Origin of the sequence: Sinorhizobium kostiense (genome assembly GCF_017874595.1) — a bacterium.
GTDB lineage: Bacteria > Pseudomonadota > Alphaproteobacteria > Rhizobiales > Rhizobiaceae > Sinorhizobium > Sinorhizobium kostiense.
Genome location: NZ_JAGILA010000009.1, coordinates 199,475 through 225,661, shown reverse-complemented (window position 1 = coordinate 225,661; position 26,187 = coordinate 199,475). Strand labels below are relative to the sequence as shown.

At 62.2% G+C, this 26,187-nt stretch carries 22 protein-coding genes, 2 pseudogenes and 1 riboswitch; of the genes and pseudogenes, 16 read left to right on the top strand and 8 right to left on the bottom strand.

The window, feature by feature from the left end:
* Positions 1 to 80 precede the first annotated feature (80 nt).
* Positions 81 to 1,298 carry an MFS transporter gene (locus J2Z31_RS26185; protein ID WP_209606216.1) on the bottom strand — a complete coding sequence of 406 codons (1,218 nt, stop codon included), beginning with the start codon at positions 1,296 to 1,298 and terminating at the stop codon, positions 81 to 83.
* Between the two features lie 164 nt (positions 1,299 to 1,462).
* Here J2Z31_RS26185 and J2Z31_RS26180 point away from each other — a divergent pair, with 164 nt between their 5' ends.
* On the top strand, positions 1,463 to 2,293 hold the full coding sequence (locus J2Z31_RS26180) for an AraC family transcriptional regulator (protein WP_209606214.1): 831 nt from the start codon (positions 1,463 to 1,465) through the stop codon (positions 2,291 to 2,293).
* A 112-nt stretch (positions 2,294 to 2,405) separates the two neighbouring features.
* On the opposite strand, the gene J2Z31_RS26175 is transcribed toward J2Z31_RS26180, so the two are convergent.
* The 6 genes from J2Z31_RS26175 to J2Z31_RS26150 form a co-directional block, all read right to left on the bottom strand.
* Positions 2,406 to 2,630, bottom strand: coding sequence for a hypothetical protein (locus tag J2Z31_RS26175; protein WP_209606212.1), 225 nt, complete (start codon positions 2,628 to 2,630; stop codon positions 2,406 to 2,408).
* 435 nt (positions 2,631 to 3,065) lie between these two features.
* A complete protein-coding gene (locus J2Z31_RS26170; RefSeq protein ID WP_209606210.1) occupies positions 3,066 to 3,851 on the bottom strand; it encodes an SDR family oxidoreductase in 786 nt (261 codons plus the stop codon).
* A 51-nt stretch (positions 3,852 to 3,902) separates the two neighbouring features.
* Positions 3,903 to 4,853 carry a sugar-binding transcriptional regulator gene (locus J2Z31_RS26165; RefSeq protein ID WP_209606208.1) on the bottom strand — a complete coding sequence of 317 codons (951 nt, stop codon included), beginning with the start codon at positions 4,851 to 4,853 and terminating at the stop codon, positions 3,903 to 3,905.
* A 24-nt stretch (positions 4,854 to 4,877) separates the two neighbouring features.
* Complete coding sequence (locus tag J2Z31_RS26160; RefSeq protein ID WP_209606206.1) at positions 4,878 to 6,347, bottom strand: FGGY family carbohydrate kinase; 1,470 nt, start codon at positions 6,345 to 6,347, stop codon at positions 4,878 to 4,880.
* Between the two features lie 80 nt (positions 6,348 to 6,427).
* Positions 6,428 to 7,396: a transketolase family protein gene (locus J2Z31_RS26155; RefSeq protein WP_209606204.1), complete on the bottom strand. Its 969-nt coding sequence runs from the start codon at positions 7,394 to 7,396 to the stop codon at positions 6,428 to 6,430.
* Positions 7,396 to 8,205: a transketolase gene (locus J2Z31_RS26150; protein WP_209606202.1), complete on the bottom strand. Its 810-nt coding sequence runs from the start codon at positions 8,203 to 8,205 to the stop codon at positions 7,396 to 7,398. Before J2Z31_RS26150 ends, J2Z31_RS26155 begins: the two co-directional genes overlap by 1 nt.
* Before the next feature lie 214 nt (positions 8,206 to 8,419).
* On the opposite strand from J2Z31_RS26150, the pseudogene J2Z31_RS26145 reads away from it, so the two are divergent.
* The 5 genes and pseudogenes from J2Z31_RS26145 to ribB all read left to right on the top strand — a co-directional run bounded on the left by J2Z31_RS26145 (position 8,420) and on the right by ribB (position 14,012).
* A pseudogene (locus J2Z31_RS26145) lies at positions 8,420 to 9,393 on the top strand (ABC transporter permease).
* Between the two features lie 130 nt (positions 9,394 to 9,523).
* On the top strand, positions 9,524 to 10,456 hold the full coding sequence (locus J2Z31_RS26140; RefSeq protein ID WP_209606200.1) for a substrate-binding domain-containing protein: 933 nt from the start codon (positions 9,524 to 9,526) through the stop codon (positions 10,454 to 10,456).
* Positions 10,457 to 10,487: 31 nt separating this feature from the next.
* The gene (locus tag J2Z31_RS26135; protein ID WP_209606197.1) at positions 10,488 to 11,975 is read left to right on the top strand and encodes a sugar ABC transporter ATP-binding protein; all 1,488 of its coding nucleotides are present in this window, start codon (positions 10,488 to 10,490) and stop codon (positions 11,973 to 11,975) included.
* A 17-nt stretch (positions 11,976 to 11,992) separates the two neighbouring features.
* Positions 11,993 to 12,781 (top strand): SDR family oxidoreductase, encoded by a 789-nt coding sequence (locus J2Z31_RS26130; protein ID WP_209606195.1) that lies wholly within the window; start codon positions 11,993 to 11,995, stop codon positions 12,779 to 12,781.
* A gap of 349 nt (positions 12,782 to 13,130) precedes the next feature.
* A riboswitch (FMN riboswitch) is annotated at positions 13,131 to 13,277 on the top strand.
* Positions 13,278 to 13,394: 117 nt separating this feature from the next.
* A complete protein-coding gene (gene ribB, locus J2Z31_RS26125; protein WP_209606193.1) occupies positions 13,395 to 14,012 on the top strand; it encodes a 3,4-dihydroxy-2-butanone-4-phosphate synthase in 618 nt (205 codons plus the stop codon).
* A 371-nt stretch (positions 14,013 to 14,383) separates the two neighbouring features.
* Here the strand turns inward: ribB and J2Z31_RS26120 are convergent, their stop codons facing one another.
* Positions 14,384 to 15,286: a LysR substrate-binding domain-containing protein gene (locus J2Z31_RS26120; protein ID WP_209606191.1), complete on the bottom strand. Its 903-nt coding sequence runs from the start codon at positions 15,284 to 15,286 to the stop codon at positions 14,384 to 14,386.
* A 107-nt stretch (positions 15,287 to 15,393) separates the two neighbouring features.
* Between J2Z31_RS26120 and J2Z31_RS26115 the strand changes: the two genes are divergently transcribed.
* The 10 genes and pseudogenes from J2Z31_RS26115 (at position 15,394) to J2Z31_RS26070 (ending at position 26,035) form a co-directional block, all read left to right on the top strand.
* On the top strand, positions 15,394 to 16,146 hold the full coding sequence (locus tag J2Z31_RS26115) for an SDR family NAD(P)-dependent oxidoreductase (protein WP_209606190.1): 753 nt from the start codon (positions 15,394 to 15,396) through the stop codon (positions 16,144 to 16,146).
* 152 nt (positions 16,147 to 16,298) lie between these two features.
* The gene (locus J2Z31_RS26110; RefSeq protein WP_209606188.1) at positions 16,299 to 16,469 is read left to right on the top strand and encodes a hypothetical protein; all 171 of its coding nucleotides are present in this window, start codon (positions 16,299 to 16,301) and stop codon (positions 16,467 to 16,469) included.
* Between the two features lie 18 nt (positions 16,470 to 16,487).
* Positions 16,488 to 17,243: an SDR family NAD(P)-dependent oxidoreductase gene (locus tag J2Z31_RS26105; protein WP_209606186.1), complete on the top strand. Its 756-nt coding sequence runs from the start codon at positions 16,488 to 16,490 to the stop codon at positions 17,241 to 17,243.
* Positions 17,243 to 17,821, top strand: a complete 579-nt coding sequence (locus J2Z31_RS26100; RefSeq protein ID WP_209606184.1) for a DUF1993 domain-containing protein — start codon at positions 17,243 to 17,245, stop codon at positions 17,819 to 17,821. Before J2Z31_RS26105 ends, J2Z31_RS26100 begins: the two co-directional genes overlap by 1 nt.
* Positions 17,822 to 18,368: 547 nt before the next feature.
* Positions 18,369 to 19,247 (top strand): annotated as a pseudogene (locus tag J2Z31_RS26095) (ABC transporter ATP-binding protein); the annotation flags it as partial.
* A gap of 644 nt (positions 19,248 to 19,891) precedes the next feature.
* Positions 19,892 to 20,455 (top strand): ubiquinol-cytochrome c reductase iron-sulfur subunit, encoded by a 564-nt coding sequence (gene petA, locus J2Z31_RS26090; protein WP_209606180.1) that lies wholly within the window; start codon positions 19,892 to 19,894, stop codon positions 20,453 to 20,455.
* Between the two features lie 106 nt (positions 20,456 to 20,561).
* Positions 20,562 to 20,936 (top strand): hypothetical protein, encoded by a 375-nt coding sequence (locus J2Z31_RS26085; protein WP_234939669.1) that lies wholly within the window; start codon positions 20,562 to 20,564, stop codon positions 20,934 to 20,936.
* Positions 20,937 to 21,045: 109 nt separating this feature from the next.
* Positions 21,046 to 21,444 (top strand): FixH family protein, encoded by a 399-nt coding sequence (locus J2Z31_RS26080; protein ID WP_209606179.1) that lies wholly within the window; start codon positions 21,046 to 21,048, stop codon positions 21,442 to 21,444.
* The gene (locus J2Z31_RS26075) at positions 21,441 to 22,871 is read left to right on the top strand and encodes an efflux RND transporter periplasmic adaptor subunit (RefSeq protein WP_209606177.1); all 1,431 of its coding nucleotides are present in this window, start codon (positions 21,441 to 21,443) and stop codon (positions 22,869 to 22,871) included. The genes J2Z31_RS26080 and J2Z31_RS26075 overlap by 4 nt, the downstream gene beginning before the upstream one ends.
* Entirely contained in the window at positions 22,868 to 26,035 is a 3,168-nt protein-coding gene (locus J2Z31_RS26070; protein ID WP_209606175.1) for an efflux RND transporter permease subunit, read from the top strand. Before J2Z31_RS26075 ends, J2Z31_RS26070 begins: the two co-directional genes overlap by 4 nt.
* The last annotated feature ends 152 nt before the right edge of the window (positions 26,036 to 26,187 follow it).

Sequence of the window (26,187 nt, the reverse complement as noted above, 5' to 3'; positions counted from 1 at the left end):
TTCAGACTGACCGCGGCTATTTCCATGCGCGCTTCCGCATCCTTCCTCAGCTTCATCCCGAAGCCCGGCGCGGTCGGCACCTATCGCGACCCGCGCACATAGGTAACGCCAAGCGCGAGAAGGGCCAGCACGAGGGGAATGAAGGACAGCGCGAGGATGGTGTTCCAGCCGTAGGCCGTCAGCAGCCCCCCGGAAAGAAACGAGCCGAGGGTCATCATTCCGAACACGGCGAAGTCGTTGAGCGACTGGACGCGCGCCTTCTCCTCGGGACGATGGCATTCGAGCACCAGGGCCGACGCACCGAGGAAACCGAAATTCCAGCCGACACCGAGCACGATGAGGGTGATCCAGAAATGCGCCACATCCACCCCCGTCAGCCCGACGGCCGCGGAGATGCCCGTTAACACCAGGCCCGTCATGACCACGCGGGGTGCACCGAAGCGCGTGATCAGGCGCCCGGTGAAGAAGCTCGGGGCATACATGGCAACCACGTGCCACTGAATGGCGAGGTTGGAGGACTCTTGGCTCAGACCGCAGAGCTGCATTGCCAAGGGTGCCGCGGTCATCAGGAAGTTCATGAGCAGGTAGGAGACGACCCCGCAGATCACAGCCGTGATGAAGCGTGGCTGCCGGGCGATGACACCAAGGGGGCGGCCGCCCGCGGCCTCCACCTTAGTCGGCGTCGGAAGCCGAACTCCGATCAAAAGCAGCGCCGAGAGTGCCGCCACTGCAGCTTGGGCAAGGTAGCTCGCCGCGAACATGTAGGGCATCCAGAGATACATGGTGTGATTGACAAGCTGCGGCCCGATCACGCCGGCCAGAACACCTCCGGCCATGACGAGAGACAATGCACGTGGGCGCCGTTCAGCCGGAACGCAGTCGGCCGCCGCGAAGCGGAAGGAAAGTACCACTGCGGCGTAGACGCCCCCAAAGAGCGTCGCGGCGCAATAGAGCCAGAAGGAACCGATCACCACCGCGATCGCCGCCAGAATACCGACGAGCACACCACAGCTTGTCCCGACCAAAAAAGCCGTACGGCGACCGTAACGTTGCGCGATTGCGCCTGCGGGCAGTGTCGAGAGCGCCATTCCGACGACGAACATCGATATCGGCATTGTGGCGAGTGCCGGGGTGGGCGCGAGCGTATTGCCGACGATCGCTCCGGTGGAATAGACAACAGCGGAATTCGCGCCGCCGAGCGCCTGCGCAATCGTCAGCCTCGCAAGGTTTCCGCGCGCGGAGTCGTAATGGGATGAGGCAGCAGGTTCGAGGACTTTGCTTGCGGTAATTTCTGACATCCGGCTTCACAAGGCATGAGGACATGGGTCCGGCGCGAGGGTTCCCACGTCGGTCGAGAGGCGATTGGCATTTGATGTGAGGGTAAGTTAGCGGAATTCGATTTGGCTGTATTTCAATGGACCGACATTCGATATAGAATAGCTGCCAAAATTGGAGCGTCACGATGAACTGGCAGCCAATCACGACCCCATCAGGACTTCGCCCTCCTGAGCCGCTCACGGTGCGGGCGCAATCCATCCCGGCGCGCCATTACTTCCCGGAGCACTCACATACGTGGCACCAACTGGTCTATGCCATCTCCGGAGTGCTGACGGTCTATACGGAAAAGGAGTCGTTCGTGATCACGCCGGATCAAGCCGTGTGGCTGCCGACCGGCGTCGTGCATCGGGTCGGTTCGCTTCTCGGCGCGGTTTTTCGCAGCCTCTGGATTGCGGATGAGGCCGGCGCGAACCTGCCGAAAGTGCCGACGATCTTCATGATGTCGCCATTGCTGCAGGCCTTGATCGTCGAGGCAACGGAACTTGAGGGGCAGGAAGATTGGGATGGCTATGCAGGCCGGGTGACCACCCTCATCCTCGATCAGCTTGTGCGGGTCCAGCCGCTGCCGTCGGCTTTGCCGTGGCCGCGAGGCGCGCCATTGACGACGCTTTGCGAGGCCCTCTATTTGGACCCGACAGATAACCGGAGTCCGGAGGAATGGGGGCAGGCGCTCAACATCTCGCCTCGGACATTGGCGCGCCGCTTCAACACGGAGCTGGGCATGAGCCTGCGTTCATGGCGACGGCGTTTGCGGCTCTTTCGGTCTATCGAGCTTCTGGGCGGTGGGCTGGGTGTGACACAAGTCGCCATGGAGCTCGGATACGGTTCGACATCCGCTTTCGTTTACGCATTCCGCACCGAGATGGGCAGCAGTCCCCAGGCTTATATGCGCAGGCATGTCACCGAGGGGGCGGGATCGACAACGACGACCGCGGGGCGAAACGTTCCGGCGTAAGAACGCTCCGCGGCGCGCTACGCCCCCGCCAGCAATCATAGGGGCGGATCAAACGCCCGGACACTCTATGTCAGCTCGACTTCGGCGGGCACAGCTTTGCCTCGAAGTAGTCTTAGCGCCCATCGATCTGGCTGTATCCCAACGGAATGACATTCAGCATCGAATATCCGCCAACTGAGCTTGCCCATGCCATGGTAACCAGCACCAAGGCATCGGGGCGCTTGCCAGCGGCGACGATCTTTTCATGAATTCCCTTCGCGAAGCGGCGCGAAGATGTTGTGTAACGCTGGCGGGGCTGCCGGTTTGCTGTCGCCGCCGCTACAAAGCTGGCGTGCAAGGACGTGCGGCTCCTCCTAAATGTGGAAGTCTGCTTTCATCGAGACAGCGGTAGCTGGTTTTTTGCGGCTTGAACTTCTGCTGTCCACCCAATCCGGTCCTTCCAGGTGTCGCCGTCAGCGGCACAGGTGGGTGGTGACCGGAATTTCACTGCGATGCGACTGGATTGCCGCTTTGCGGAAGGAAGCGGTCATCGGCGGTATCCTTCGCTTCGTACGAGGCCGTCAATGCAGAATAGCGCGCATTCGGAGGGCAGGACGCTGATCTAAGGCGTTCGTTGGCTCCGACGTGGGGGACTGAACCGCTCCTTCTGAGACTTTTCGCGAGGCTGCAGCGATGGCAGCCTTCTCAATCCAAATTGGCCTGAGAAGAATGCCAGGTTCACCGCGTGCGCACACTGTCGGCGCTCGATTCGGTTCACTCGAACTGGTTGCCCCTACGACATGATCAAGCCGCCATCGACATTAATGGTCTGGCCGGTGATGTAGGCGGCATCGTTCGACGCGAGAAAGGCGACGAGCGCGCCGACTTCGGCGGGGGTGCCGGCGCGGCCCATGGGGATGCCTTCGACCCATTCGGCCATGAGCTCGCCGGGTCCGTACTCGCCGAGCATATTCCCCCAGACACGGTCGTTGTAGTCCCACATCTCGGTATGGATGATGCCGGGGCAGATTGCATTCACTGTTATGCCCTCGCGAGCGAGTTCTTTGGCAAGGCTCTGTGTCAACCCGACAACACCGAATTTCGAGGCGGCGTAGTGCGGCGTGTAGATGAAGCCCTGGCGCGCCTGGCCGGAGGCGGTGTTGATCAGGCGGCCCTTCGTGCCGCTGGCGCGGAAGCGACGGATCGCCTCCTGGCAGCAGAGAAAGACTCCCTTTGTGTTGACGTCGAGGTTGAGGTCCCATTCGCTCTCGGTGAGATCCTCGATCTTGGCGATGGTGATGACGCCGGCATTCTGCACAGAGACGGAAATGGCACCGAGCTTCGTCTCAGCCTCGCTATAGGCCTCCTGCACGGCCTTTGCGTCCGTTACATCCAGCGCAAGGCCGATCACCTCGGCACCGGTTTCCTCTGCAATCGCTTCAGCGGCCGCAGGCGTATCCTTCTCGATTGCGGCGATGGCGACCTTTGCGCCCTCGTCGGCAAATCGCTTGGCGATGCCGCGCCCGATGCCCTTGTTCCCCCCGGTGACAAAAACCGTCTGGCCTGCGAAACGTCTCATGTCTGTCTTCTCCATAATACGCAGCAGGCCGAGGGCTGATCTCGGGTAAGATCAGGCCGTGAGCCGAGCTGCAGTGAACTTGTCGGTGACAAGCACATCGATGATGCCGAGCTTCAGGGCGCCGGCGATGGCTTGGGTTTTCGATTCTCCGCCCGCCAGTGCGATAACCCGGTCAGTCTTGCGGAGATCCTCCAGCGAAATGCCGATGACGCGCTCGTTGAGCGGCGTTTCGACCGGTTTTCCGTCCTTGTCGTAGAACCGGTAGGATATCTCGCCAACGGCGCCCGCCTCGTGCAGCATCGCCATTTCCTGACGGGAGAAGACGTTGCCGGAGCGGGCGAGGAGTTCGGACGGCTCCACCGCGCCGATGCCGACGATGGCAAGGCTGAGACATCCGAACAGGTCCATCGTCTCACGTACGACAGGGTCGGCCAGCATGACGAGCTTTGCCTCGCGCGAGGAGGTGATGCCCTGGACGAGGAGGAGCCGCGGCTCACCGCCGGTGAGCCGTGCCAGACGGGCCATGAGCTGTGTGGCATGGGTCTGCACCGAGGCCTCGCCCATGCCGCCGAGGATCTGGACGATGTACTTGGCCTTAGCGTTCTTGAGCGGGTGGATATTGTCCACCATGCGCAGAATGGTCTGGCTCCAGCTCGAGACGCCGACAATCTCGTCCTGCTGCAGGGTGACTTCGAGGAAGTGGGCTGCGGCTTCGCCGATACGGGCCATGATCGCCCCGTCGCGGTCCTCGGAACAGTCGATGACGATGGCTTCCGTTAGGCCATAGCGTTCGCGCAGCGCGGATTCGAGCTCGGTAAATGTCCCGGGCGGCGGGATGACTGTCGTGCGCACGATGTCTTCCTGCTCGGCCCGCTTTAGCATGCGCGAAACGGTGGCTTGCGACATGCGCATGCCCTCGGCGATTTCCGCCTGCCGCTTGCCTTCGATATGGTACATCTGCGCAACTCGGGCGATCAGTCGCAGCTCGTTGAGCCGTCCCATGTGGTCCTCCGGGGGGGTGAATTTTTATTCACTCATAGTTGAAGAACCCCGAACGGTCGAGCGGTAGATCGCGTCCTGCCAAACCCGAAGGCGATCTGCAGCATCGCAAGCACGCGGCGCGATGGGATTACCGCCGCGGCGCAGGGCCGCGATCTTGGCCAGATCGGACCAGATACCCAGCGAAAGGCCGGCGAGGTACGCTGCGCCCAGGGCGGAGGCCTCGGGCGCGTCGCATTGGATGATGACGTGGTTCAGCGTGTCGGCCACGCATTGCATGAGGAAAGTGTTCTGACTTGGCCCGCCGTCGACATAGAGGCGGCCGAGCGGCGTCGGCGACTGATCGGACATCGCCTTGAAGACGTCATGGACCTGAAAGGCCATGGAATCCGTTACCGCTCGGGCCATCTGGGCGCGGGTCGTGTTGAAGGTGATGCCGGAAAACAGTGCTCGTGCATCAGCATACCAGTAGGGCGCACCGAGGCCGACGAAGGCCGGCACGAAGCCCGGCCCGCCAGGCTCAGCGGTTGCGGCGAGATCGGTGAGCGCCTGTATATCCGGAAGGCCCAGCATCTCGGCCACCCAGGGCAGGGCGGCGGCCGAGACGAGAATGTTGCCCTCGAACGCATAGGTTGGTTTTCCGGCGATCGACCACGCGATCGTCGTGGTAATGCCCCGCTTTGGGGCGATGAAGCGGGGCAGGGTCGTCATGATCGAAGAGCCGGTGCCAAAGGTCACCTTGCCATCGCCGGGATTGAACGCCCCGTGGCCGAAGAGGGCGGCATGGCTGTCGCCGATGGCGGAGGCGATGGGAATACCATCCCGGAGGCCCGGCACGTTCTTGGTAGTTCCAAAACGCGCGGCGCTGTCGCGTACCTCCGGCAGGGCGGATTTCGGCACACCGAAAAGGCCGCACAGTTCTTCACTCCAGACCTGTCCGTTGAGGTCGTAGAGTTGGCTGCGGGCGGCGTTGGCGGCATCGCATGCATGAACCGCGCCGTCCGTGAAGCAATGGATCAGCCAAGCGTCGATCGTTCCGAGCCGGACCCTGTGACCGGCGGGCGCGCGGTCGAGCAACCACTTCATCTTCGGGCCTGGGAACATCGGGTCGATGGGAAGTCCGGTAAGCGCCTGAACACGGGCGCCATGACCCGCCGCGATCAGTTCGGCGCATGCCGGAGCGCTACGGCGGCACTGCCAGCTTACCACCGGACCGAGCGGTTCTCCCGTGGCGACATCCCACACCGTCACGGATTCGCGCTGATTGGAGATTGCAATGCCGACGACGTCCACAACGGGGCCTGCTTGCAGGCAGGCGGCGATCGCCTCCTGCACCGATTCCCAAATGCGCAGCGGACTCTGTTCGACCCAGCCGGGCTGGGGATGTTCGATGCCAACAGGAGAGGTGCCGCGTGACAGGATTTCCCCGCTCGTGGAAACGAGCACGGCCTTGGAATTCGTGGTGCCCTGGTCGATGGCGAGGATGGCGGTTGTCATGGTGGCTCCGGCAGGCAGAAGTTGGGGGCGCGGCTACAGGGAGGGTTGCCGCGCCCGGCACGAAATCTAAACCGGCACAATCATGCGCGGGAAGATTTGCGTGCAATCAATGCGACGGCCGCCTCGGCGATGGCGGCGGGGGACATGCCGAATTCGTCAAGCAGGAACTCGGCCGAACCGGTGGGGGCAAAGATGCCCGGAACCCCGAGGATCTTCATCGGCACTGGCGCTTCGGCCACCACGAGTTCAGCAATTGCCGAGCCAAGCCCGCCAAAGGTGGAATGTTCTTCGGCCGTCAGGATGGCGCCGGTTTCGCGGGCGGCATCCACCACCGCCTCGACATCAATCGGCCGGACCGTCGCGATGTTGAGGACTCGCGCCTCGATTCCCTGTTCGGCCAAGATATCGGCCGCCTTGAGCATGCGGTGGGTCAGTGTGCCGTTGGCGACAAGGGTGATGTCGCCGCCGTCGCGTAGCAGGTTGGCTTTGCCCAACTCGAATTTGTGGTCCGGCGGAAGGAGATCCGGGACGCCGACGCGCGACAGGCGAAGGAAGACCGGACCCTCGTAATGAGCCGCCCATTCCACGGCCGCGGCCGTTTCGATCGAATCACAGGGCGCAATCACGGGCAGATTCGGCAGCACGCGGGTCCAGGCAAAATCCTCGATGGAATGGTGCGTCGGACCGAGTTCGCCATAGGCCATGCCGGAAGAAATGCCGATGAGCTTTACGTTTGCGTTGGAATAGGCGATGTCGGCCTTGATCTGCTCCAGGGAGCGGCCGGTCATGAAGCAGGCGGCGCCGCAGACGAAGGGCAGCAGCCCGCCATTGGCAAGGCCCGCGCCGACGCCCACCATGTTCTGTTCGGCGATGCCGACATTGACCAGCCGCTCCGGCCATTTGGACTTGAAGCCGCCGAGCTTGGACGAGCCGACGGAGTCGTTGCAGACAGCGACGATCCTGGGGTTGTCCGCGCCGAGGCGCTCCAGCACCGCAACGAAGGCGTCGCGGCAATCGTGCAGCTTGGGGGAGGTTATCACGTCCTTCATCACAGGGCCTCCGAAAGCTCAGCCACGGCTATTTCGAATTGTTCCGCATTGGGCACCTTGTGGTGCCAGTCGACCTTGTCCTGCATGAAGGAAATGCCGTGGCCCTTATTGGTATGGGCGACGATGCAGTGCGGGCGTTCGCCGCGGTGCTCCAGCGCGGGCACGATCTCGTCCATGGCGTTGCCGTTGATCTCGGTGACATCCCAGCCGAAGGCTTCGAGCTTGGCGGGGAAGGGAGCAAGGTTGTTGGTGTCCTTCAGCGCCGCGCCCTGCTGGAAGCGGTTGTGGTCGATGATCAGGGTCAGGTTGTCGAGGCCGAACTGCGCGGCCGATGCGATCGCCTCCCAGTTCGATCCTTCCTGCATCTCGCCGTCGCCGGTCATGACATAGGTGCGGTAATTCGCGCCGGTCAGCTTGGCGGCCTTCGCCATGCCGACTGCAACTGGCAGGCCGTGCCCGAGCGGCCCTGTGTTGGTCTCGACGCCCGGAACCTTGTTGCAGTTGGGGTGCCCGTTCAGGCGGGAATGTGGCTTGAGGAATGTGCCGACTTCTTCTTCCGGTATGAAGCCACGCTTGGCGAGCGTCACATAGAGCGCCAGCGCCACGTGGCCCTTGGACAGCACGAAACGGTCACGCTCCGGATGCTTCGGCTGGTCAGGCCAGATGCGCAGCACGCGGAAATAGAGCGCCGTCAGAATGTCGATGGCGGACATTTCGCCGCCGATATGGCCGGCGCCGGCTTCGAAAACCGCCTGCAGATCGCGAAGGCGTATCTGTCGTGCGATCCGATCGAGATCGTTCGGCTGCATGTTACCTCTCAATGAATATTTATGCGTTAGTAAATATGTTTGCAGATTGAGCGGCATTGTCAAGCGTCAATCCTCACGCGAGGGCGGCTTCCGTGGGTCCGCGAATATGCGTTGACACGCCGATTAATGCTAATGTATGAATTTGCAAACGAGGCTGAATATTTATGCTAGCTTCAGCGGGAGGAGCCTGCAGGTAGCTGGAGAAGGAGAGCTTATGGCGGCGCTAGTCAAAACACACGATGTGGTCGGCCGAAGAATGCTGCCCTCGTTGCGGGGTGCAACCGGACCCTTGATTGGTCTCATCGCCCTGTGCGTCTTCCTGACCTTCGCAAGTGACAAGTTCCTGTCGGTCCGGAACTTCCTCAATGTGCTCGATCAGATCACGGTGCTTGGCGTCATGGCCGTAGGCATGACATTGGTCATCCTGATCGGCGGGATCGATCTTGCGGTCGGCTCCGTCATGGCGCTGGCGATGATGGTGCTTGGTTATCTGAACATTATGGCCGGCGTGCCGATGTGGTTGGCCATCCCACTCGCGCTGCTGGTTGCCTCACTTAACGGCCTTGTCGCGGGGCTGCTCATAACGCGCTTCAACGTGCCGGCATTTATCGCGACGCTTGCGATGATGTCGATTGCGCGCGGCCTTGCAAACATGATCACCGACGGACAGCAGCTCATCGGCTTTCCCGCCTGGTTTAATACAATGGCGATCGTCCGTTTTGGCGGCTTCCTGACGCTGACTGTAGCCGTGATGCTGGTGGTCTTTATCGTCGGATTGCTCTATCTCCGCTACCGCCATGGCGGCGCTCGCTTTATGCGATCGGCGGCAACGCCGAAGTTGCTCGACTCGCGGGCATTAATGTGAACCGTGCAACCGTGCTCGTCTATGTCGTGTCGAGCTTGCTCGCCGGTCTTTCCGGCATGGTGCTCGCGGCACGCCTCGACTCGGTGCAACCGTCTTCGGGCGTCTCCTATGAACTCGACGCCATCGCGGCGGTTGTCATCGGAGGCACCTCTCTCTCCGGCGGCACTGGGGGCATCGGCGGCACCATCATTGGCGTGCTGATCATCGGCGTTTTGCGCAATGGTCTCAACCTGCTCAGCGTTTCCCCGTTCATGCAGCAAGTAATTATCGGTGGCGTCATCGTGCTTGCCGTGACCGCCGAGACCTACCGCAAACGGAAGTAGCGATTACTCGCCCCGCCTGCGCGCGCGGCTGGGCTTCGAAAAACGGCCAGCAATGGTGCGGGCCGACAAAAAGGGTAGGTGGTCCCTTCTGCCAGGACAGGAAGCCACCAAACAACTCGGAGGAGAAACTATGAAGTTGTCCAAACTACTGACGGCAGCAACCGCGGCTGTGGTGCTTGCGTCTCCAGCCGCCGCTGCGGAGGTAAAGAAGATCGGTCTTGCCGTTCCGAACCTCCAGGCCGACTTCTTCAACCAGATCAAGCTCGGCGTCGAAAAGCATGCCAAGGAAAAGGGCATTGATGTAGTCGTCGTCGACGCGAAGAACGACACGAACACCCAGGTCAGCCAGGTGCAGGACCTGATGACCCAGGACATCAACGCATTCATCTACATCCCGGCCGGCGCCGCTGCCGCTGCCGTGCCGACCCGCATTGCCCGCGAGGCTGGCATTCCGGTGATCAACGTCGACCGCGTTCCGGAAGGCGCGCCGGGTGATACCTTCATTGCCGGCGAGAGCGTCGAATCCGCCTATGCCGTCTGCAAGTACATCATCGAGAAGGCCGGCGGTTCCGGCAAGATGGCGATCATCCATGGCCAGAAGGGCACGACCCCGGAAGTCGACCGCTTCGCCGGTTGCAAGCGCGCAATCGACGAGAACAAGGGCGTCGAGCTTGTAGCCCAGCAGTGGAGCAACATGTGGTCGGCGGACGAGGGCTTCTCGATCGCGCAGAACATGCTGCAGGCCAATCCGGACATCACGATCATCTTCGGTCAGGCCGACGGTCTCGCCATGGGTGCGGCCAAAGCCGTCGACGTCGCCAACCTCTCTGACAAGGTAATCATCGGCGGTTATGACGGCGACGTCTCGGCTCTCGAATATCTCGCCAAGTGCAAGGGTCCGTTCATCGCCACCGCGACCCAGAGCACGCAGAAGATGGGCGTCCTCGCGGTCGAATCCGCGCTTGCCGTCGCCGCCGGCCAGAAGGTCGAGGAGCGCCAGACGCCGAACGCCGTTCTGACGACCTGTGAGAACGCGCCGGAATTCGTGAAGAGCCATCCGTAACCCGGATTCAGACCCGAAAGGCAGCAGCGCCATGACGACCCGCTCTCCCATCCTGTCGCTCCGTGGAGTCCAGAAGGCCTACGGCCCGATCAAGGTTCTTCACGGTGTCGATCTCGACATCTATCCGGGAGAAGTCGTGGCGCTGCTCGGTGAAAACGGTGCCGGAAAATCGACCCTGTCGAATATCATTTCCGGCACCGTTCAGCCCTCGGCAGGAGAAATGACCTGGTTCGGCAAGAGCTACACTCCCGCCGATCCCCGCGCCGCGATGGACGAAGGGGTGGGCATGATCCATCAGGAACTGAAACTGCTTCCGAAACTTTCCATTGCGGAGAACGTGTTCGTCGGCCGCTACCCGATGAAGGCGGGCCGGATCGACCGCAAGGCGATGGAGGATCGGGCACGCAGCGGCCTTCACCGGCTCGGCCTCGATATCTCGCCCGATCGCCTCGTCGAAGGGCTTTCGACCGGCAAGCAGCAGCTTATCGAAATCGCCAAGGCGCTGACGCTCAATGCCCGCCTCCTCATCCTGGACGAACCGACCGCCGCGCTCGGTGGCGAAGAGACTCAGCTTCTCTTCCAGCAGATCGAGCGGCTGAGGGCGGATGCGGTCGGCATCATCTACATTTCACACCGCCTCGAGGAAATCCGTCAAATTGCTGACCGTATCGTCGTCATGCGTGACGGCGCCAAGGTGCAGGAGTTCGACAGCGGCGACGTGCCGATCCGCACCATTGTCGAGGCGATGGTTGGCCGCTCCCTGGAGCGCATGTTCCCGGCGCTTCCGACACCCACGGATGAGGTGACGCTGGAGGTGCGGAGTCTTTCCTCCCCCTCCAACGCTTTTCGCGACATCAACTTTTTCGTACGCAAGGGAGAGGTCTTCGGCATTGCCGGCCTCATGGGCGCCGGGCGCACCGAATTGGTTCGCGCCATCACCGGCGCCGATCCCATTTCCGGCGGGGAAGTGCTCCTGCGCGGCAAGGCCATTACGCCTCGCTCCCCGATCGACGCGATCCGCAATGGCATCGTTCTCGTGCCGGAGGACCGCAAGCTTCAGGGAGTGGTGCTCGATCATTCGATTGCGGAGAATATCGGCTACGCCAATCTCGGCGAGATCGCGCCCAGCGGTTGGCTCTCCTCGCGCCGCATCCAACAGTTCGCCGAGGGCTACATCAGAAGGTTCGGCGTCAAGGGCCGCGGCGGCCAGAATGCGGGCGAGCTTTCCGGGGGCAACCAGCAAAAGGTGGTGCTTGCCAAGTGGCTGGCCCGCAAGCCCCAGGTCGTCGTGCTGGACGAGCCGACGCGCGGCATCGATGTGGGCGCCCGATCATCGATCTATAATCTCATCATGGACCTCGCCCGGCAGGGCGTCGCCGTGATCGTGGTCAGTTCGGACCTCGAGGAGGTACTCGGTGTATCCAGCCGTGTCATGGTCATGGCCAAGGGAAAGCAGGCGGGCATCCTGAACCGTGAGGACGCAAACGACGTCTCCGTCATGGAACTGGCGACGATCTGAACAGGGGAAGAATGTTTATGTCTGAGATCACTCTCAACGCGCCGAGATTGTTCGATCTTTCCGGAAACATCGCTTTCGTGACCGGTGCGGGCAGCGGCATCGGCCAGCGCATCGCCATAGGCCTCGCACAATGCGGAGCGGATGTCGCGCTGCTCGACCGCCGTACCGACGATGGCCTCGCAACCACCGCCGACTTCATCGCAAAGGCTGGGCGCCGCAGCATCCAGATCGCCGCGGACGTGACCAGTGGCGCCGCACTCAACGAAGCGGTCACCCGAACCGAGGCGGAACTTGGTCCGCTCAGCCTCGCCGTCAATGCGGCCGGCATCGCCAATGCCAACCCGGCGGAGGAGATGGAGGAAAGCCAATTCCAGACGATGATGGACATCAATCTGAAGGGCGTTTTCCTCTCCTGCCAGGCGGAGGCGCGCGCCATGCTGAAGAACGGCCGCGGCTCGATCCTCAATATCGCCTCGATGTCCGGCGTGATCGTCAATCGTGGTCTCCGCCAGTGCCATTATAACGCCTCGAAAGCCGGCGTGATCCACATGACGAAGTCGATGGCGATGGAATGGGTCGGGCGCGGCATCCGCGTCAACGCGATCAGTCCCGGCTATACGGCCACGCCGATGAACACCCGACCGGAAATGGTGCACCAGACCAAGCTGTTCGAGGAGCAGACACCGATGCAACGCATGGCGACGGTCGATGAAATGGTTGGACCAGCAGTATTTCTGCTCTCGAACGCTGCAAGCTTCGTCACCGGTGTTGATCTACTGGTCGACGGCGGCTTCTGCTGCTGGTGATCCCAATGCGCAGGAAGCTGGTTGCGGGAAACTGGCAAATGAATGGCCATCATTTGCGTAACGTACTGACGGACAAGGGCCTTGAGCGGTTCACAAGGACTGGGCCGCCACCGGTCAGTCGATTGTGTAAGCCATCTATCGGCATCCGGGATAGGCGGCCGAGAACGACGCAATGGTTTCGATTTCCGCCAAGCAAATGAACGCCGCCTACATCACCGGTCAGACCATAAATGTCGACGCGGACTGATCATGTCGTGAGTTTTAGACCTATCCGGGATGCTTTTGCGCATTCCGGATAATTGTTGGCGGATTCATTCTTGAAATTCCATGCGCGTCGCGCCTATTTTCGACTTGTTCTCAGGGCGGGGCGAAATTCCCCACCGGCGGTATCAGGAAGTTCCTGGAGCCCGCGAGCGCTTTCGTCGCTAGACGAAGGGTCAGCAGACCCGGTGAGATGCCGGGGCCGACGGTATAGTCCGGATGGAAGAGGACAACGTGGCTGGTGCCCCCGTTATGGGGGCAGTGTCACTTGTTCGCCCAAGGGAAAATTGGGCGCATTTCCGAATGCGCTGACCAGTGCCGCGAAAGCGGCATACCCTTGAAAGGCAGAAGAATGACCTTTGCGAAAATTGAAGATGCAGTTCAGGCAATCGTCCGAGGTGAAATGGTCGTCGTGGTTGATGATCAGGATCGCGAGAACGAAGGCGACATCGTTGTCGCTTCGCAGGCCGTCACACCCCAGCATATCGCCTTCATGATGAACCACGCTCGTGGACTTGTCTGTGTGGCCATGGAGGGTGAACAGTTGGATGCTTTGGATATCCCTCTGATGGTCAGCAACAACACAGACTCGCTGAAGACTGCTTTTACGGTTTCGGTCGATTACATCCCTGGCACAACGACTGGCATCTCCGCAGCCGACCGCGCTGCCACCGTTCAAGCTCTCCTGAACGAAAAATCCCGTCCTGAAGACTTCGCGCGTCCAGGACATATTTTTCCGCTGCGTGCTCACCCCAGGGGTGTTGTCGCGCGTCCTGGGCACACCGAGGCGGCTGTAGAACTTGCACGACTTGCGGGACTGAAGCCTTCTGGTGTCATCTGTGAGGTCGCAAATGACGACGGTACAATGTCGCGTTTGCCCGATCTGGTCCGGTTCGCGGAGAAGCACAATCTGCTGCTCGTGACCATCGAAGACCTGATCAGCTACGTGAGCCTTCAAAAGGCCGCGTAACTACCCTGACCAACGACTTATCGCTGATCGAGATTGGGAATGAAAAGAGAGGCGGCACCGCATCATACTCGTGGGAGGGTCAGAATAGATCCTGAGATCGACTGCTCTTGGCGGATGGTGTTGAGAAACTCTTTGCGGGGACCTTCGAAACCCGCCCATTGAATTAGTTTTGCGTAACATCGCGGCGCTCTCCTATAGCGTAAATCAATTTCGCAGGGCGCCTTCGAGAATTTCCATTTCAGCGGAAGTTGCACGGACTGTCGTTTCGTGGAGTTTTTCGACACGTCGGCGCATTGGAGGCTTGAGGTCGGCTCCTGTTGGCGCAATCCCCGCAGTTCGACCTTTCGCCGGATGTAGGGAGCAAAAACAAATCATCGCGCCAGCGCGTCTTCCGGAAATCCGGCAGCCAGACAGTCGATGAACTTGCGCACCGCAGGTGGCAGGCCACGGCGCGTCGTGAACACGAGATGCACCAGACCTCGTACGCCACGCCATGGGGGCAGGACGCGCACGAGCTTGCCTTCATCCAGCGCTTGGCGGCAATTGTGATCCGGCAGGAGTGCGACGCCAAGTCCCGCCACTGCCGCGGCGCGCACGGCCGTGAAGTCGGCGCAACTCATTCTTGGAGCGTGGTTTAGTATATGTCTCTGGCCATCTTCGATCTCCAGATGCCAGTCGACGTCGCCCAACTCGTCGTTGCTCGCGAGTGTCGGATGGTTGCCGAGATCATCGATCCCGGTGATTCCGCTAGCAATCTGGGGGCTGGCAACAAGGATGCGGACAGAGCTGCCCAGCGAGCGCATGGTCAGCGAGGCGTCGCCGTCGAGCGAGGTGCGTACGCGCAGGGCAACATCGATACGCTCCTCGATCAAATCGACCGGTCTGTCAATCGCGATGAGTTGGAGGCGCACCTTTGGGTGCCGCTCCAAAAACTGGTTCAAAAGCCCTGTGATGGACTCGACCAGGCCAGTCGGGCAACTCATGCGGATCAGCCCGTGCGGCTCCGACTGAGCCTCGGCCACCAGCGCTTCCGCCCGCTCGGCTTCCGCGACCAGCGCCTTGCATCGTTCGTAGAAAGACTGGCCGACATCCGTCACACGGAAGCGGCGGCTTGAGCGCTCGATCAGCCGAACGCCGAGCCGCGCTTCGAGTCCCGCAATGCGTCGGCTCAGCTTCGATTTGGGCTCACGCAGGGCGCGCCCCGCAGCGGCGAACCCGCCATGCGCAACCACTTCGGCGAAGTAGACAAAGTCGTTCAGGTCGTATCGCGTCATCGTTCTTCCTTTGGAACGCTGGGTAGCATTTTTGCTCACTGTTTGCATCAGCGTTCTACTGCCATCTTCTTGTCAACGGCAATACGCCGGACACAAGGAGCAGGACAATGACAAAGAAGTTCGAAAACAGGGTTGTGGTCGTAACGGGTGGCACGAGCGGCATTGGCCTGGCCACCGCGAAAGCTTTCTCGGAGGAGGGCGCGTCGGTGTTCATCACCGGGCGCCGCAAGGAGGCGCTGGAGGCCGCCGTCAAGGCGATCGGCGGTCGCGTGACCGGCGTCCAGAGCGACATGGGCAAACTGGCCGATATAGATCGGCTCTATGATGCCGTCCAGCAAAAGCACTCCCACATCGACATCGTGTTTGCCAATGCCGGCGGCGGCGAATTCGCCCCCCTCGGCGCGATTACCGAAGAGCACTACCAGAAGACCTTCGACACCAACGTCAAGGGTGTACTGTTCACCGTGCAGAAGGCGCTGCCGCTGTTGCGCGACGGCGGCTCCGTCATCCTCACGTCCTCGACGACCAGCATCTCCGGCACGCCTGCCTTCAGCGTCTATTCTGCGACCAAGGCCGCCATCCGCAACTTTGCCCGCAACTGGATTCTCGATTTGAAGGATCGCCATATCCGGGTCAATGCGATCAGCCCCGGAGTGACCGACACCGCGGGTGTGGACGAGCTTTTTGGCAATGGCGAAAGCGCCGAAAACACCAAGAACTACCTCGCCAGCCTTATTCCGGCCGGCCGTATCGGCAAGCCGGAAGAAATCGCCAAGGCGGTGATGTTCCTTGCCTCGGACGACGCGTCCTTCGTCAACGGCATCGAGCTTTTTGTCGACGGCGGTCACGTCCAGATTTGAGCCACGAGCGAACCGGAGAACGAACATGGCACACGCCGCTCGCTGGGCCGGAAGTCCATGAGCAGGCGGGGACGGGTGAAGTGGGTGGGTGGCCGGAGAGCCGGGCAAGCCTCAGCTTGGCGAGGAGCTTCGGGGCACGAACATCAAGGTCAATGCAATCCATTGGCTGGGTTCGCAGCGAAATGGGCGGCGTGGTCGCCGACCTCGATCTCACCGAGGGGACCCGCACGACGGTCATCTTCTCGTCACTGCCCGAGGCGGGCCGACTGGAGGCTTCTTTTACCTCAACGAGCGGTTGCTCTGGTGACACCGGCAGGCGCTGAACTTTCATGGAGTTGCAGATGAGCAAAGTATTCGCGGGCAAAGTCGCCCTGGTTACTGGCGGCTCGCGCGGTCTTGGTGCAGCGACGGCGGCAGCCTTCGCGAACGAAGGCGCCGATGTCGCGATCAGCTATGTGGTCTCGGACGATAAGGCGGCTGCAGTGATTGCCGGCCTGGAAGCCAAGGGCGTGCGAGCGCTTGCCGTTAAAACCGATCAGGGTGACCCGTCGACGGCGTCTGCCCTGATTGGAAAGGTCGTCGAGCACTTCGGGAAGCTCGACATTCTCGTCAACAACGCCGCGGTCGCGTGGCAAGGCAAGACGATCGACGATCCGGAAATCGACAACGCGGCAATGGATCGGCAGTGGATGATCAACGTCGCAGGTGTGGTCGCGAACATCCGCGCTGCCGCAAAGGTGCTTCCGGAAGGCGGTCGCATCATCTCGGTGGGATCGGGCGTTGGAACCCGCGCCGGTTTCCCCGGCACGGCAGATTACGCTGGAACGAAGGCCGCCTTGATCGGCTACTCGAAGGGTGTGGCCCGCGATCTCGGTCGGCGGAAAATCACCGTGAACATGGTTCAGGCAGGCATCATGGCGACTGACATGGCGGCTGGATCGGCCGACAAGCTGCCGCCGAGCATCACTGATCTGCATGCGCTCGGCAGGATCGGCACGGTAGACGAGGTCGCCGCCGCGATCCTATTCCTTGCCTCGCCCGGCGCGAGCTATGTCACAGGTGCAGTTCTCGACGCCAACGGAGGGTATCTGGCGTGATGACCTCGGCTGCTCAGATGGCCGAGGAGATTGCGCCGCTTTCCGTATACGATGCGTCTGTATGCGAATTCCTCAGCGGACTCGACGCCCTGCGCGGGCTGCTGACCAGGGCTGAGGAGTTCGTCGCCTTAGGGCGCATGGTGGAACATGACCTGGTCGAGTTTCGCCTGGCGCCGGACATGGATCCCTTCCGCAGCCAAATTCAGCGGGCAAGCGACACGGCCAAGGGCGGCGTAATGGGGCTTGCCGGTCGGAAGGTACCGCGGTTCGAAGATACAGAGGCGACTCTCGGTGAACTGAGGCAGCGCATCGACGTCACGGTGGAATTGCTCCAGTCGATATCTCCGATCGAACTCGCTGGCAGCGAGGCCAGGATCATCAAGATCAATCTGCGCCGTCGCTGGATAACCTTCGACGGTCGGTCCTATTTGTTGGAATTCGCTCTTCCCAACTTCTTTTTCCATGTCACGATCGCATACGCAATTCTTCGGCACAAAGGCCTGAATATCGGAAAGCTCGATTACCTCGTGAGGGTTGGTGAGAGAAGATCAACACTCAAGGACGGAATTGGAGTTTAACCGATGAAGGTAGAGATATTCTCCGACATCGCATGCTTTTGGCGCTACGTCGGCAAGACGCGCCTGGAATGTCGCCTTTTCACCAATGGCATCCGCTAGGCGACAAGCTCGAGAAGTGGCAGCTTTCGGGGTCGCAGCTGTCGGTCTCGAATGACGCACAGCGGTCGTCCGCGAAGCGTGGCGGGAATGACTGGACCGGGCTCAACAGTGCCGATCGCTGCGGGCAAACTGCACGGCCGAAGAGCGGACTTTCCGGACGCTTGGGGATACCACGTCGAACGTCGTGAGTGGGGCCGTTTCAGGACGGTCAGCTATCAGCTGCGTAGGCCGGATAGCTGCCGTTCCGGACCCACACCAAATCTGCATTCCAAGATCACGGACGGCCTCCGAAGCCGCTGTTCCAAAGCGCGCCGATTCCCCCAGGACGCTGGGCGTCTCCAGAAGTCACCTCTAGCATTCAGTCAAACGTCAGGCTCCCGTTTGGGAGCGGGCGGATCAGGCAACATCTTTGGTCAGCTCATGACCGCAGCCGAAAGATCGCACAGCTTTCGAGCAGCCGACGGATGGCTTGATCGAATTCGGTGAGCGGCGGCTTGCGGATGCCGCCTTTTCGCTGCCGCCCGAAAAGCGCAACATGGCGATGGTGTTCCAGTCCTATGCGCTCTGGCCGCATATGAGCGTGGCGGAGAATGTCGGTTATCCGCTGAAGGTGCGCGGCGCTTCCGGCGAGGCTTGCCGCCGGCGCGTCACCGAAGCGCTGGCGCTCGTCAAGCTTCAGGACTTCGCCGAGCGGCGGCCGACCGCACTTTCCGGCGGCCAGCGGCAGAGGGTGGCGCTGGCGCGCTGCCTCGTCACCGAGCCGGACGTCGTGCTGCTCGACGAGCCGCTCGCCAATCTAGACCAGCATTTGCGGAAGGCCATGGAAGAGATCTTCCGCGCCTTTCACGAGCGCTCCGGCACGACGATGATTTATGTGACGCACGACCAGGCGGAAGCGATGGCGCTTGCGACCGACGTCGCGGTGATGGCGGAGGGCCGGATCCTGCAAGTGGCGCCGCCGGCCGAGATCTATGCGCGGCCTGAGGGTAGGGTGGTCGGCGGCCTGATCGGCCGCGGCAGCATCCTGCGCCTGAGACTGCCCGAGAATGCCGGGCGGCAGCTGGACTGGCCGTTGCTCCGCCAGGCGCTCGGCGATCGCGGGCAGGTCCGCGCGGGACCGCTTGCGGACGTGCTGATCCGGCCGGAACATGTGCACGTCGGCACCGATGGGATCGCGATGCGGACGGTCTCCTGCGTCTTCGAAGGGGAGCGCTTCGCGCTCGACCTCGTGCTTTCCGACGGCCAGCGCCTCAAGGCCTATAGCAGCGTGGCGATGGCGGAGGGCACGCTGGCGCCGTTCGTCGTCAGCGGCGGCTGGCGGCCGTAGGGGCTCGCGGGGGCGTCCTCATGCTTACGGGCATGCGGAGAAGAACGCCTTCGATAGGTCGCCGACCTCGCTTTTTCAGCCCGGTGTGGCCGCGGTATAGGCCTGCACGGGCCCGTCGCCATAGGCCTTCGCGATCTGAGGGTTGCAGCCTGGTCTTGTCGGTCATTCGCAGATGAGCATCGCCTACAAGGCACAAACAGCAAAGATAAGCGATGGAGGCGGCTTGAAGGAGCCTCCCGCACCGGCGTGATATATGGCTCTCTTCGCGAGCGTCGGAATGGGTGGTGAGCGGAAGTCCAATTTGGAGAGCCGGACAGCGGCTCTGCAGGACTGAGCTGCCATTCATTCACTACGGACGGGTCGGCGGACGAGTCAAGACAAGCCGATCGCCCGAAAGCTAGGTATTGCCCGGACCCAAACGAGTGGTCCTGTTCGCGGGCAAAAATCCGCCTCCTCCAGGTCGGATCCGTGAGAAATTCTGTTCTGATCGTTCTCAATTCCATCGCTTTGGCCCTGGACGTATAATGGCTAAGCAAAGCGTCTCTCGACTGATCGTCGTTCTCACCACGTTTCGGTACAGCAAGACGATCCAAGGACTTTTTGAAGCGGGGACCAGCTAAGCGCCGTAAGGAGGCACTATTCCTGTGGCGATAGACGAACCAGAAGAGCCAACCAAACGTGATTTTCTCTATTTGGTGACGACCATGGCCGGGGTGGTGGGAGTTGGTGCTGCCTCGTGGCCGTTCATCGATCAGATGCGCCCCGATGCATCGACACTCGCAACGGCCACCATCGAGGTGGACGTATCCTCGCTCGCTGAAGGCATGTCGCTGACAGTCAAATGGCGCGGCCGCCCCGTTTTCGTTCGAAATAGGACCACCAAGGAGGTCGAAGCGGCAAATGCGACCGCCCTTAAGGAGCTCAAGGACCCCATCGCGCGAAACGCCAATCTTGCCGACGACCAGCCTGCGACCGATCTCGCCCGCTCCGCCGGGGAGGGGAAGGAGAACTGGATCGTGATGATCGGGGTCTGCACGCATTTGGGCTGCGTGCCTCTGGGACAGGCGGGTGATTTCGGGGGCTGGTTCTGTCCTTGCCACGGATCGCACTACGACACCGCTGGCCGCGTCCGCAAGGGACCAGCACCGGAAAATCTACCAATTCCTACCTTCGAATTCGTCTCCGAAACGACTGTGCGGATTGGATGACGTCCGATTAGACGCGCGGCGCTGTAGACGGCGACTGATGCGGTTGTCCGTCGCAACTTTCCGTGACCGCCTTACAATGAACGTCGCGCTATGCAAGCATAAGCGCATGTTCGCTGCTGCCGCGCTCCGGCGCTTTCTTTGTCTGTTGGCGTTGCTCGGGGTCGTGCTCGGTCCCGTGAGCGTGAGCACGGCGGCGAGCGCCATGGTGCTTTCATCGGACATGCAAATGGAAGCCATGCCGGGGATGGAACACTCCGACGACATGTCCGGCTGCCCGGAGCAACAACCCGTTCAGAAGAACGAGTGCGGCCACAAGTGTCCCCTGGCGCTGATATGCTCCTCCACGATCCTGGCGCATGACGAGAAGGCGGGCGGTTGGCGCGTTGACCTCTCATCTCGCGAACTGTCGCACCTCATTCTCCAGGAAAACCGTCTGCCGTCTGCCCTCGTCGAACCTCCGGCGCGACCTCCCAAAGCCTGACCTCACCCGTTGATCCGCTGGATTCGCTCCGCCCGGAATGGCGGAGGCATCCGACCATCACATTTTTTCAAGGACGTGGCCGATGCGCCGGTTCCAGGGTGAGATTCCTATGAACCATTTTCCTCCCAACAGAATCTTCGCATCGCTGGCCATCGTGCTGGCCTCGACAACCACATCATACGCCGCTGCGGCGGACTACGAGTTCCAACTCGTCCAGTCCGAGGTCGCCCAAGGGCCGGAGGCGACGATCGCCGTCCGTCTCGTTGACAAGCGAACGGAAAAGCCCGTGTCCGACGCCGTGATCTTCACCACCCGGATGGACATGGCACCGGAAGGCATGGAGGCGATGACCAGCCCGGTCGAGGCGCTGCCGTCGACGGAACCCGGCGTCTACCGCTTCAAGACGAACCTCAGCATGGAGGGCGGCTGGCGCTTCAAGCTCGCCGCGAAGGTCCAGGGCGAAGTCGATACCGTTCAAGGCGAACTCACTCTGCAGGCCACGCCGTGAAGACGTTCAAGTTCCTGCTCCTCTTCAGCTCCTTCGCCGTTGCCGGCGGGGGAGGCTACGTGGCCGGCACGCGCGGCCTCGCCACCAACTTCAACCAGCTTTTCTCCGGGCAGGCGCTCGGGGAAACGATGCCGCCCGCGGCGATCCCAACGGGCAAGGTCATCTACTATCGCCACCCGGATGGGAAGCCGGAGTATTCCGCGGCGCCGAAAGAGACCGCCGACGGTCGTGCGTTCGTGGCGGTGCGGCAGAGCGAGGACGTATCCTTCGAGACGGTGAAGAAGGTAGCCGCCGAAAGCGCGGGAACCGCGCCGAAAGCGGGCGAGCGGAAGATACTCTATTACCGCAATCCCATGGGCCTGCCGGACACCTCCAAGGTGCCGAAGAAGGACTCGATGGGTATGGACTACATCCCGGTTTACGAGGGCGACGAAGTGGACAGCTCCGTCGTCAAGGTTTCGCTCGGCAAGCTCCAGCGGACCGGCGTGAAGACAGCGACGGCGGAGAAAGCCGTCGTCAGCCGCCGGGTGCGCGTGCCGGGGACGGTCACGTTCGACGAGCGGTTGGTGCGGATCGTCTCGATGCGGGCCGACTCCTTCATCGAGGACGTCGCCGATGTCACGACTGGGGACCGGGTGAAGAAGGGGGACGACCTCTTCCACTTCTACTCAAAGGAGATCGCCAAGGCCGGGGCCGAATACGCGACGGAACTGCGCGGCGGCGGCAAGCCGGACCTCGACGCCGGGGGCGCGCTGCAACTGCGCAATCTCGGCGTGCCGGAAGAGACGATAAGAGGAATCGCTAGGGACCGGATAGTGCCCAGAAGCATCGCGTACCTGTCGCCGAGCGACGGCGTCGTCCTCGAGCGCAACGCGACCACCGGCATGATGGCGGAGGCCGGCGACGTCCTGTTCCGGATCGCCGACACGTCAAGGGTATGGGTGATTGCGGACGTCCCCGAATACGATGCCATGTCCATCCGGAAAGGCGCGACGGCGACGGTCAGGGTGCGGAACCTCCCCGGCAAGGTGTTCGAGGGCACCGTCGATCTGATCTACCCCGAACTACAAGCGCAGACCCGCACGGCGAAGGTGCGGATCGAGCTTTCCAACGGCGAGGGTCTACTGCTCGCAAACATGTACGCCGATGTGGAGATCGCCTCGGGCGAACCCAACCCCGTCGTTGCCGTGCCGAACAGCGCCGTGATCGACACGGGCGACCGCCAGGTGGTGTTCGTCGACAAGGGCGACGGCCGTTTCGAACCGCGCGACGTCACCCTCGGTCCGCGCGGCGACGACCGGACGGAGATCACGAAGGGCGTCGAGCCCGGCGAGAAGATCGTCGTCTCCGCCAACTTCCTGCTCGACGCCGAAAGCAACCTCAACGCGGCGCTGAACGGACTCACGACGAGCGAGGTGCAGCCATGATCTCGAACGTCATCGCCTGGTCTGCCCGCAACCTTATACTGATCATCGTCGGAGCCGCGCTCTCGATCGCTGCGGGCGTCTACTCGCTGCGATCTCTTCCGCTCGACGCCATCCCGGACCTCTCGGATGTGCAGGTCATCGTATTCACCGACTATCCCGGCCAGGCACCGCAGGTGGTCGAGGATCAGGTCACCTATCCGCTGACGACGTCCATGCTGACGGTACCGCGGTCGAAGGTCGTGCGCGGCTTCTCGTTCTTCGGCGTCTCCTTCGTCTACGTCATCTTCGAGGACGGGACCGATCCCTATTGGGCGCGCAGCCGTGTGCTCGAATACCTGAACGCCGCCTCCAGCAGGTTGCCCGAAGGCGTGTCGCCGAGTCTCGGTCCGGATGCGACGGGGGTCGGCTGGGTCTACCAGTACGCCCTCGTCGCCAAGGAATTGTCGCTCGCCGAACTGCGCTCGCTGCAGGACTGGGTCGTCCGCTTCGCCGCCTCCAAGTCCGAGGGCGTCGCCGAGGTCGCGAGCGTCGGCGGCTTCGTCAAGCAGTACTCCATCGTCGTCGATCCGGCCCGGCTCCGGGCCCAAAACGTCACCCTGAACCAGGTCGCCGATGCGGTCCGCGCCAGCAACCGCGATGTCGGCGGGCGAACGGTCGAGATTTCCGAATTCGAGTTCATGGTCCGGGGCAAAGGCTATCTGCAAGGCATCAAGGACATCGAGAACATCGTGCTGATGACCGAAGGCGGAGCCCCGCTGCGGCTCGGCGACGTTGCACGGGTGGAGACCGTTCCCGACGAGCGCCGCGGCATCACCGAGCTCAACGGCGAAGGCGAGGTCGCAAGCGGCATCGTTCTGCAGCGGGTCGGCGAAAACGCCCTGAACGTCATCGACAGCGCCAAGAAGAGCCTGGTGGCGATCAAGGACAGCCTGCCAGGCGGCACCGAGATCGTTCCTGTCTACGACCGCTCCGAGCTAATCAAGGCGGCGATCGAGACGCTCAAGGGAACGCTGGTCGAGGAATCGTTAATCGTCGCCCTGGTGACGATCGCTTTCCTCCTGCATGTCCGCAGTGCGCTTGTCGCCATCATCATGCTGCCGATCGGCATCCTGATCTCCTTCATCGCGATGCGCGCGCTCGGCATCGGTGCCAACATCATGAGCCTCGGCGGCATCGCCATCGCCATCGGCGCGATGATCGACGCCGCGATCGTCATGATAGAGAACGCCCACAAGCATCTGGAGCGCGCGCCGCCCGACAAGCCTCGCACCGAGATCCTGATCAGGGCGGCAAGCGAGGTCGGCCCGGCGCTGTTCTTCAGCCTGCTGATCATCACCGTCTCGTTCCTGCCGATCTTCACGCTGGAGTCGCAGGAGGGGCGGCTGTTCGGTCCGCTCGCCTTCACCAAGAGCTTCGCCATGGCAGCCGCCGCGCTTCTGTCGGTGACGCTCGTTCCGGCGTTGATGGTCGTGTTCGTGCGTGGCCGGATCGTGCCGGAACACAGAAACCCGCTCAACCGCTTCCTGATCTGGCTCTACCGCCCGGTCATTGCCGGGGTGCTACGGGCGAAGACGATCACCATCCTTCTGGCGGTGGCGGCTCTCGCCGCGACGGTGTGGCCAGCGCGGCAGATCGGCAGCGAGTTCATGCCGAGCCTCAACGAAGGCACGCTGATGTACATGCCGACGACCTTGCCAGGCCTGTCGGTGACCAAGGCGGCCGAGCTGATGCAGACCCAGGACCGGATCATCAAATCCTTCCCGGAGGTCGAGACTGTTTTCGGCAAGGCGGGCAGGGCGCTGACCGCCACCGACCCCGCGCCGACGGAGATGTTCGAGACGATCATCACCCTGAAGCCGAAGTCCGAATGGCGGCCGGGCGTGACGATCGACAGCCTAAAGCGGGAGATGGACGCGGCGCTGCAGTTCCCCGGCGTTTCCAACGCCTGGACCATGCCGATCCGCGCCCGCATCGACATGCAGTCGACGGGCATCCGCACGCCCGTCGGCGTCAAGGTCTACGGGACCGACCTCAAGGAAATGGAGCGGATCGCGCGCGACATCGAGACGGCGCTGAAGACGATCCCCGGCACGTCGAGCGCCTATGCCGAGCGCGTCATCGGTGGCTACTATCTCGACATCGTTCCCGACCGCTTGGCGCTCGGGCGCTATGGTTTGAGCATCGACGACGTCCAGGACGTGATCGGCACGGCGCTCGGGTCCGAGGTGATCACATCGACGGTCGAGGGCCGCGAGCGCTACGGTGTCGCCGTCCGCTATCCGCGCGCCTTCAGGAGCGATCCGCAATCGATCGCCCGCGACGTCGAGGTCGCGCTCCCAGGCGGCGGTACGGTCCCGCTCGGCGCGGTCGCCGACGTGAAGCTGACGCGTGGTGCCACGACGATACGCACCGAGAACGGCCAGCTTGCCGTCTACGTCTTCGTCGACATCGCCAATCGCGATCTCGGCGGCTACGTCGCGGAAGCGAAGGACGCGGTCGCCAAGAGCGTGGCCATGCCGGCCGGCTACTCGGTCGGCTGGAGCGGCCAATACGAGTATCTCGAACGGGCCAAGGCGCGCCTGGCGATCGTCGTGCCGCTGACGCTCGCTCTGATCTTCCTGCTGCTCTACCTGAACTTCAAGGCGCTGACCGAAACGTTGATCGTCATGCTGTCGCTGCCCTTCGCGCTTGTCGGCGGCATCTGGCTGATGTGGTGGCTTGGGTTCAACGCCTCGGTGGCCGTGGCCGTAGGCTTCATCGCGCTCGCGGGCGTGGCGGCCGAGACGGGCGTGATCATGCTGATCTATCTCGACCAGGCGCTGCGGGAGCGCCGGGCGGCATGTGCGGCGGCGAAGCGAGCGTTCACGCGGGACGACCTCCACAGGGCGATCATGGTCGGTGCGGTCGAACGGGTGCGGCCGAAGATGATGACCGTCGTGGCGATCATCGCCGGGCTGGTGCCGATCCTCTGGAGCACCGGAACCGGATCGGAGATCATGCAGCGCATCGCCGTGCCGATGATCGGCGGCATGATCTCGTCGACGTTGCTGACGCTCGCCGTGATCCCGGCGATCTACGGACTGGTGAAGGGCTGGCGGCTGGCGGCCGACGACCGACCAGCGGTCGAGGCCGCAGAGGAGCGGCTCATGAAGGCGGCCGAATGAAGGGAGGATGCCATGATGGACGATTTGATGGGCGGCGGCATGATGTGGGGCATGGGTGGCATCGGCATCGTCGCGTTTCTCATGATCGTGCTCGTGATTGCGGCCCTGATCAAATACGTGTTCTTCCGCTGAGACGTCCGCTCGCGTCGCGT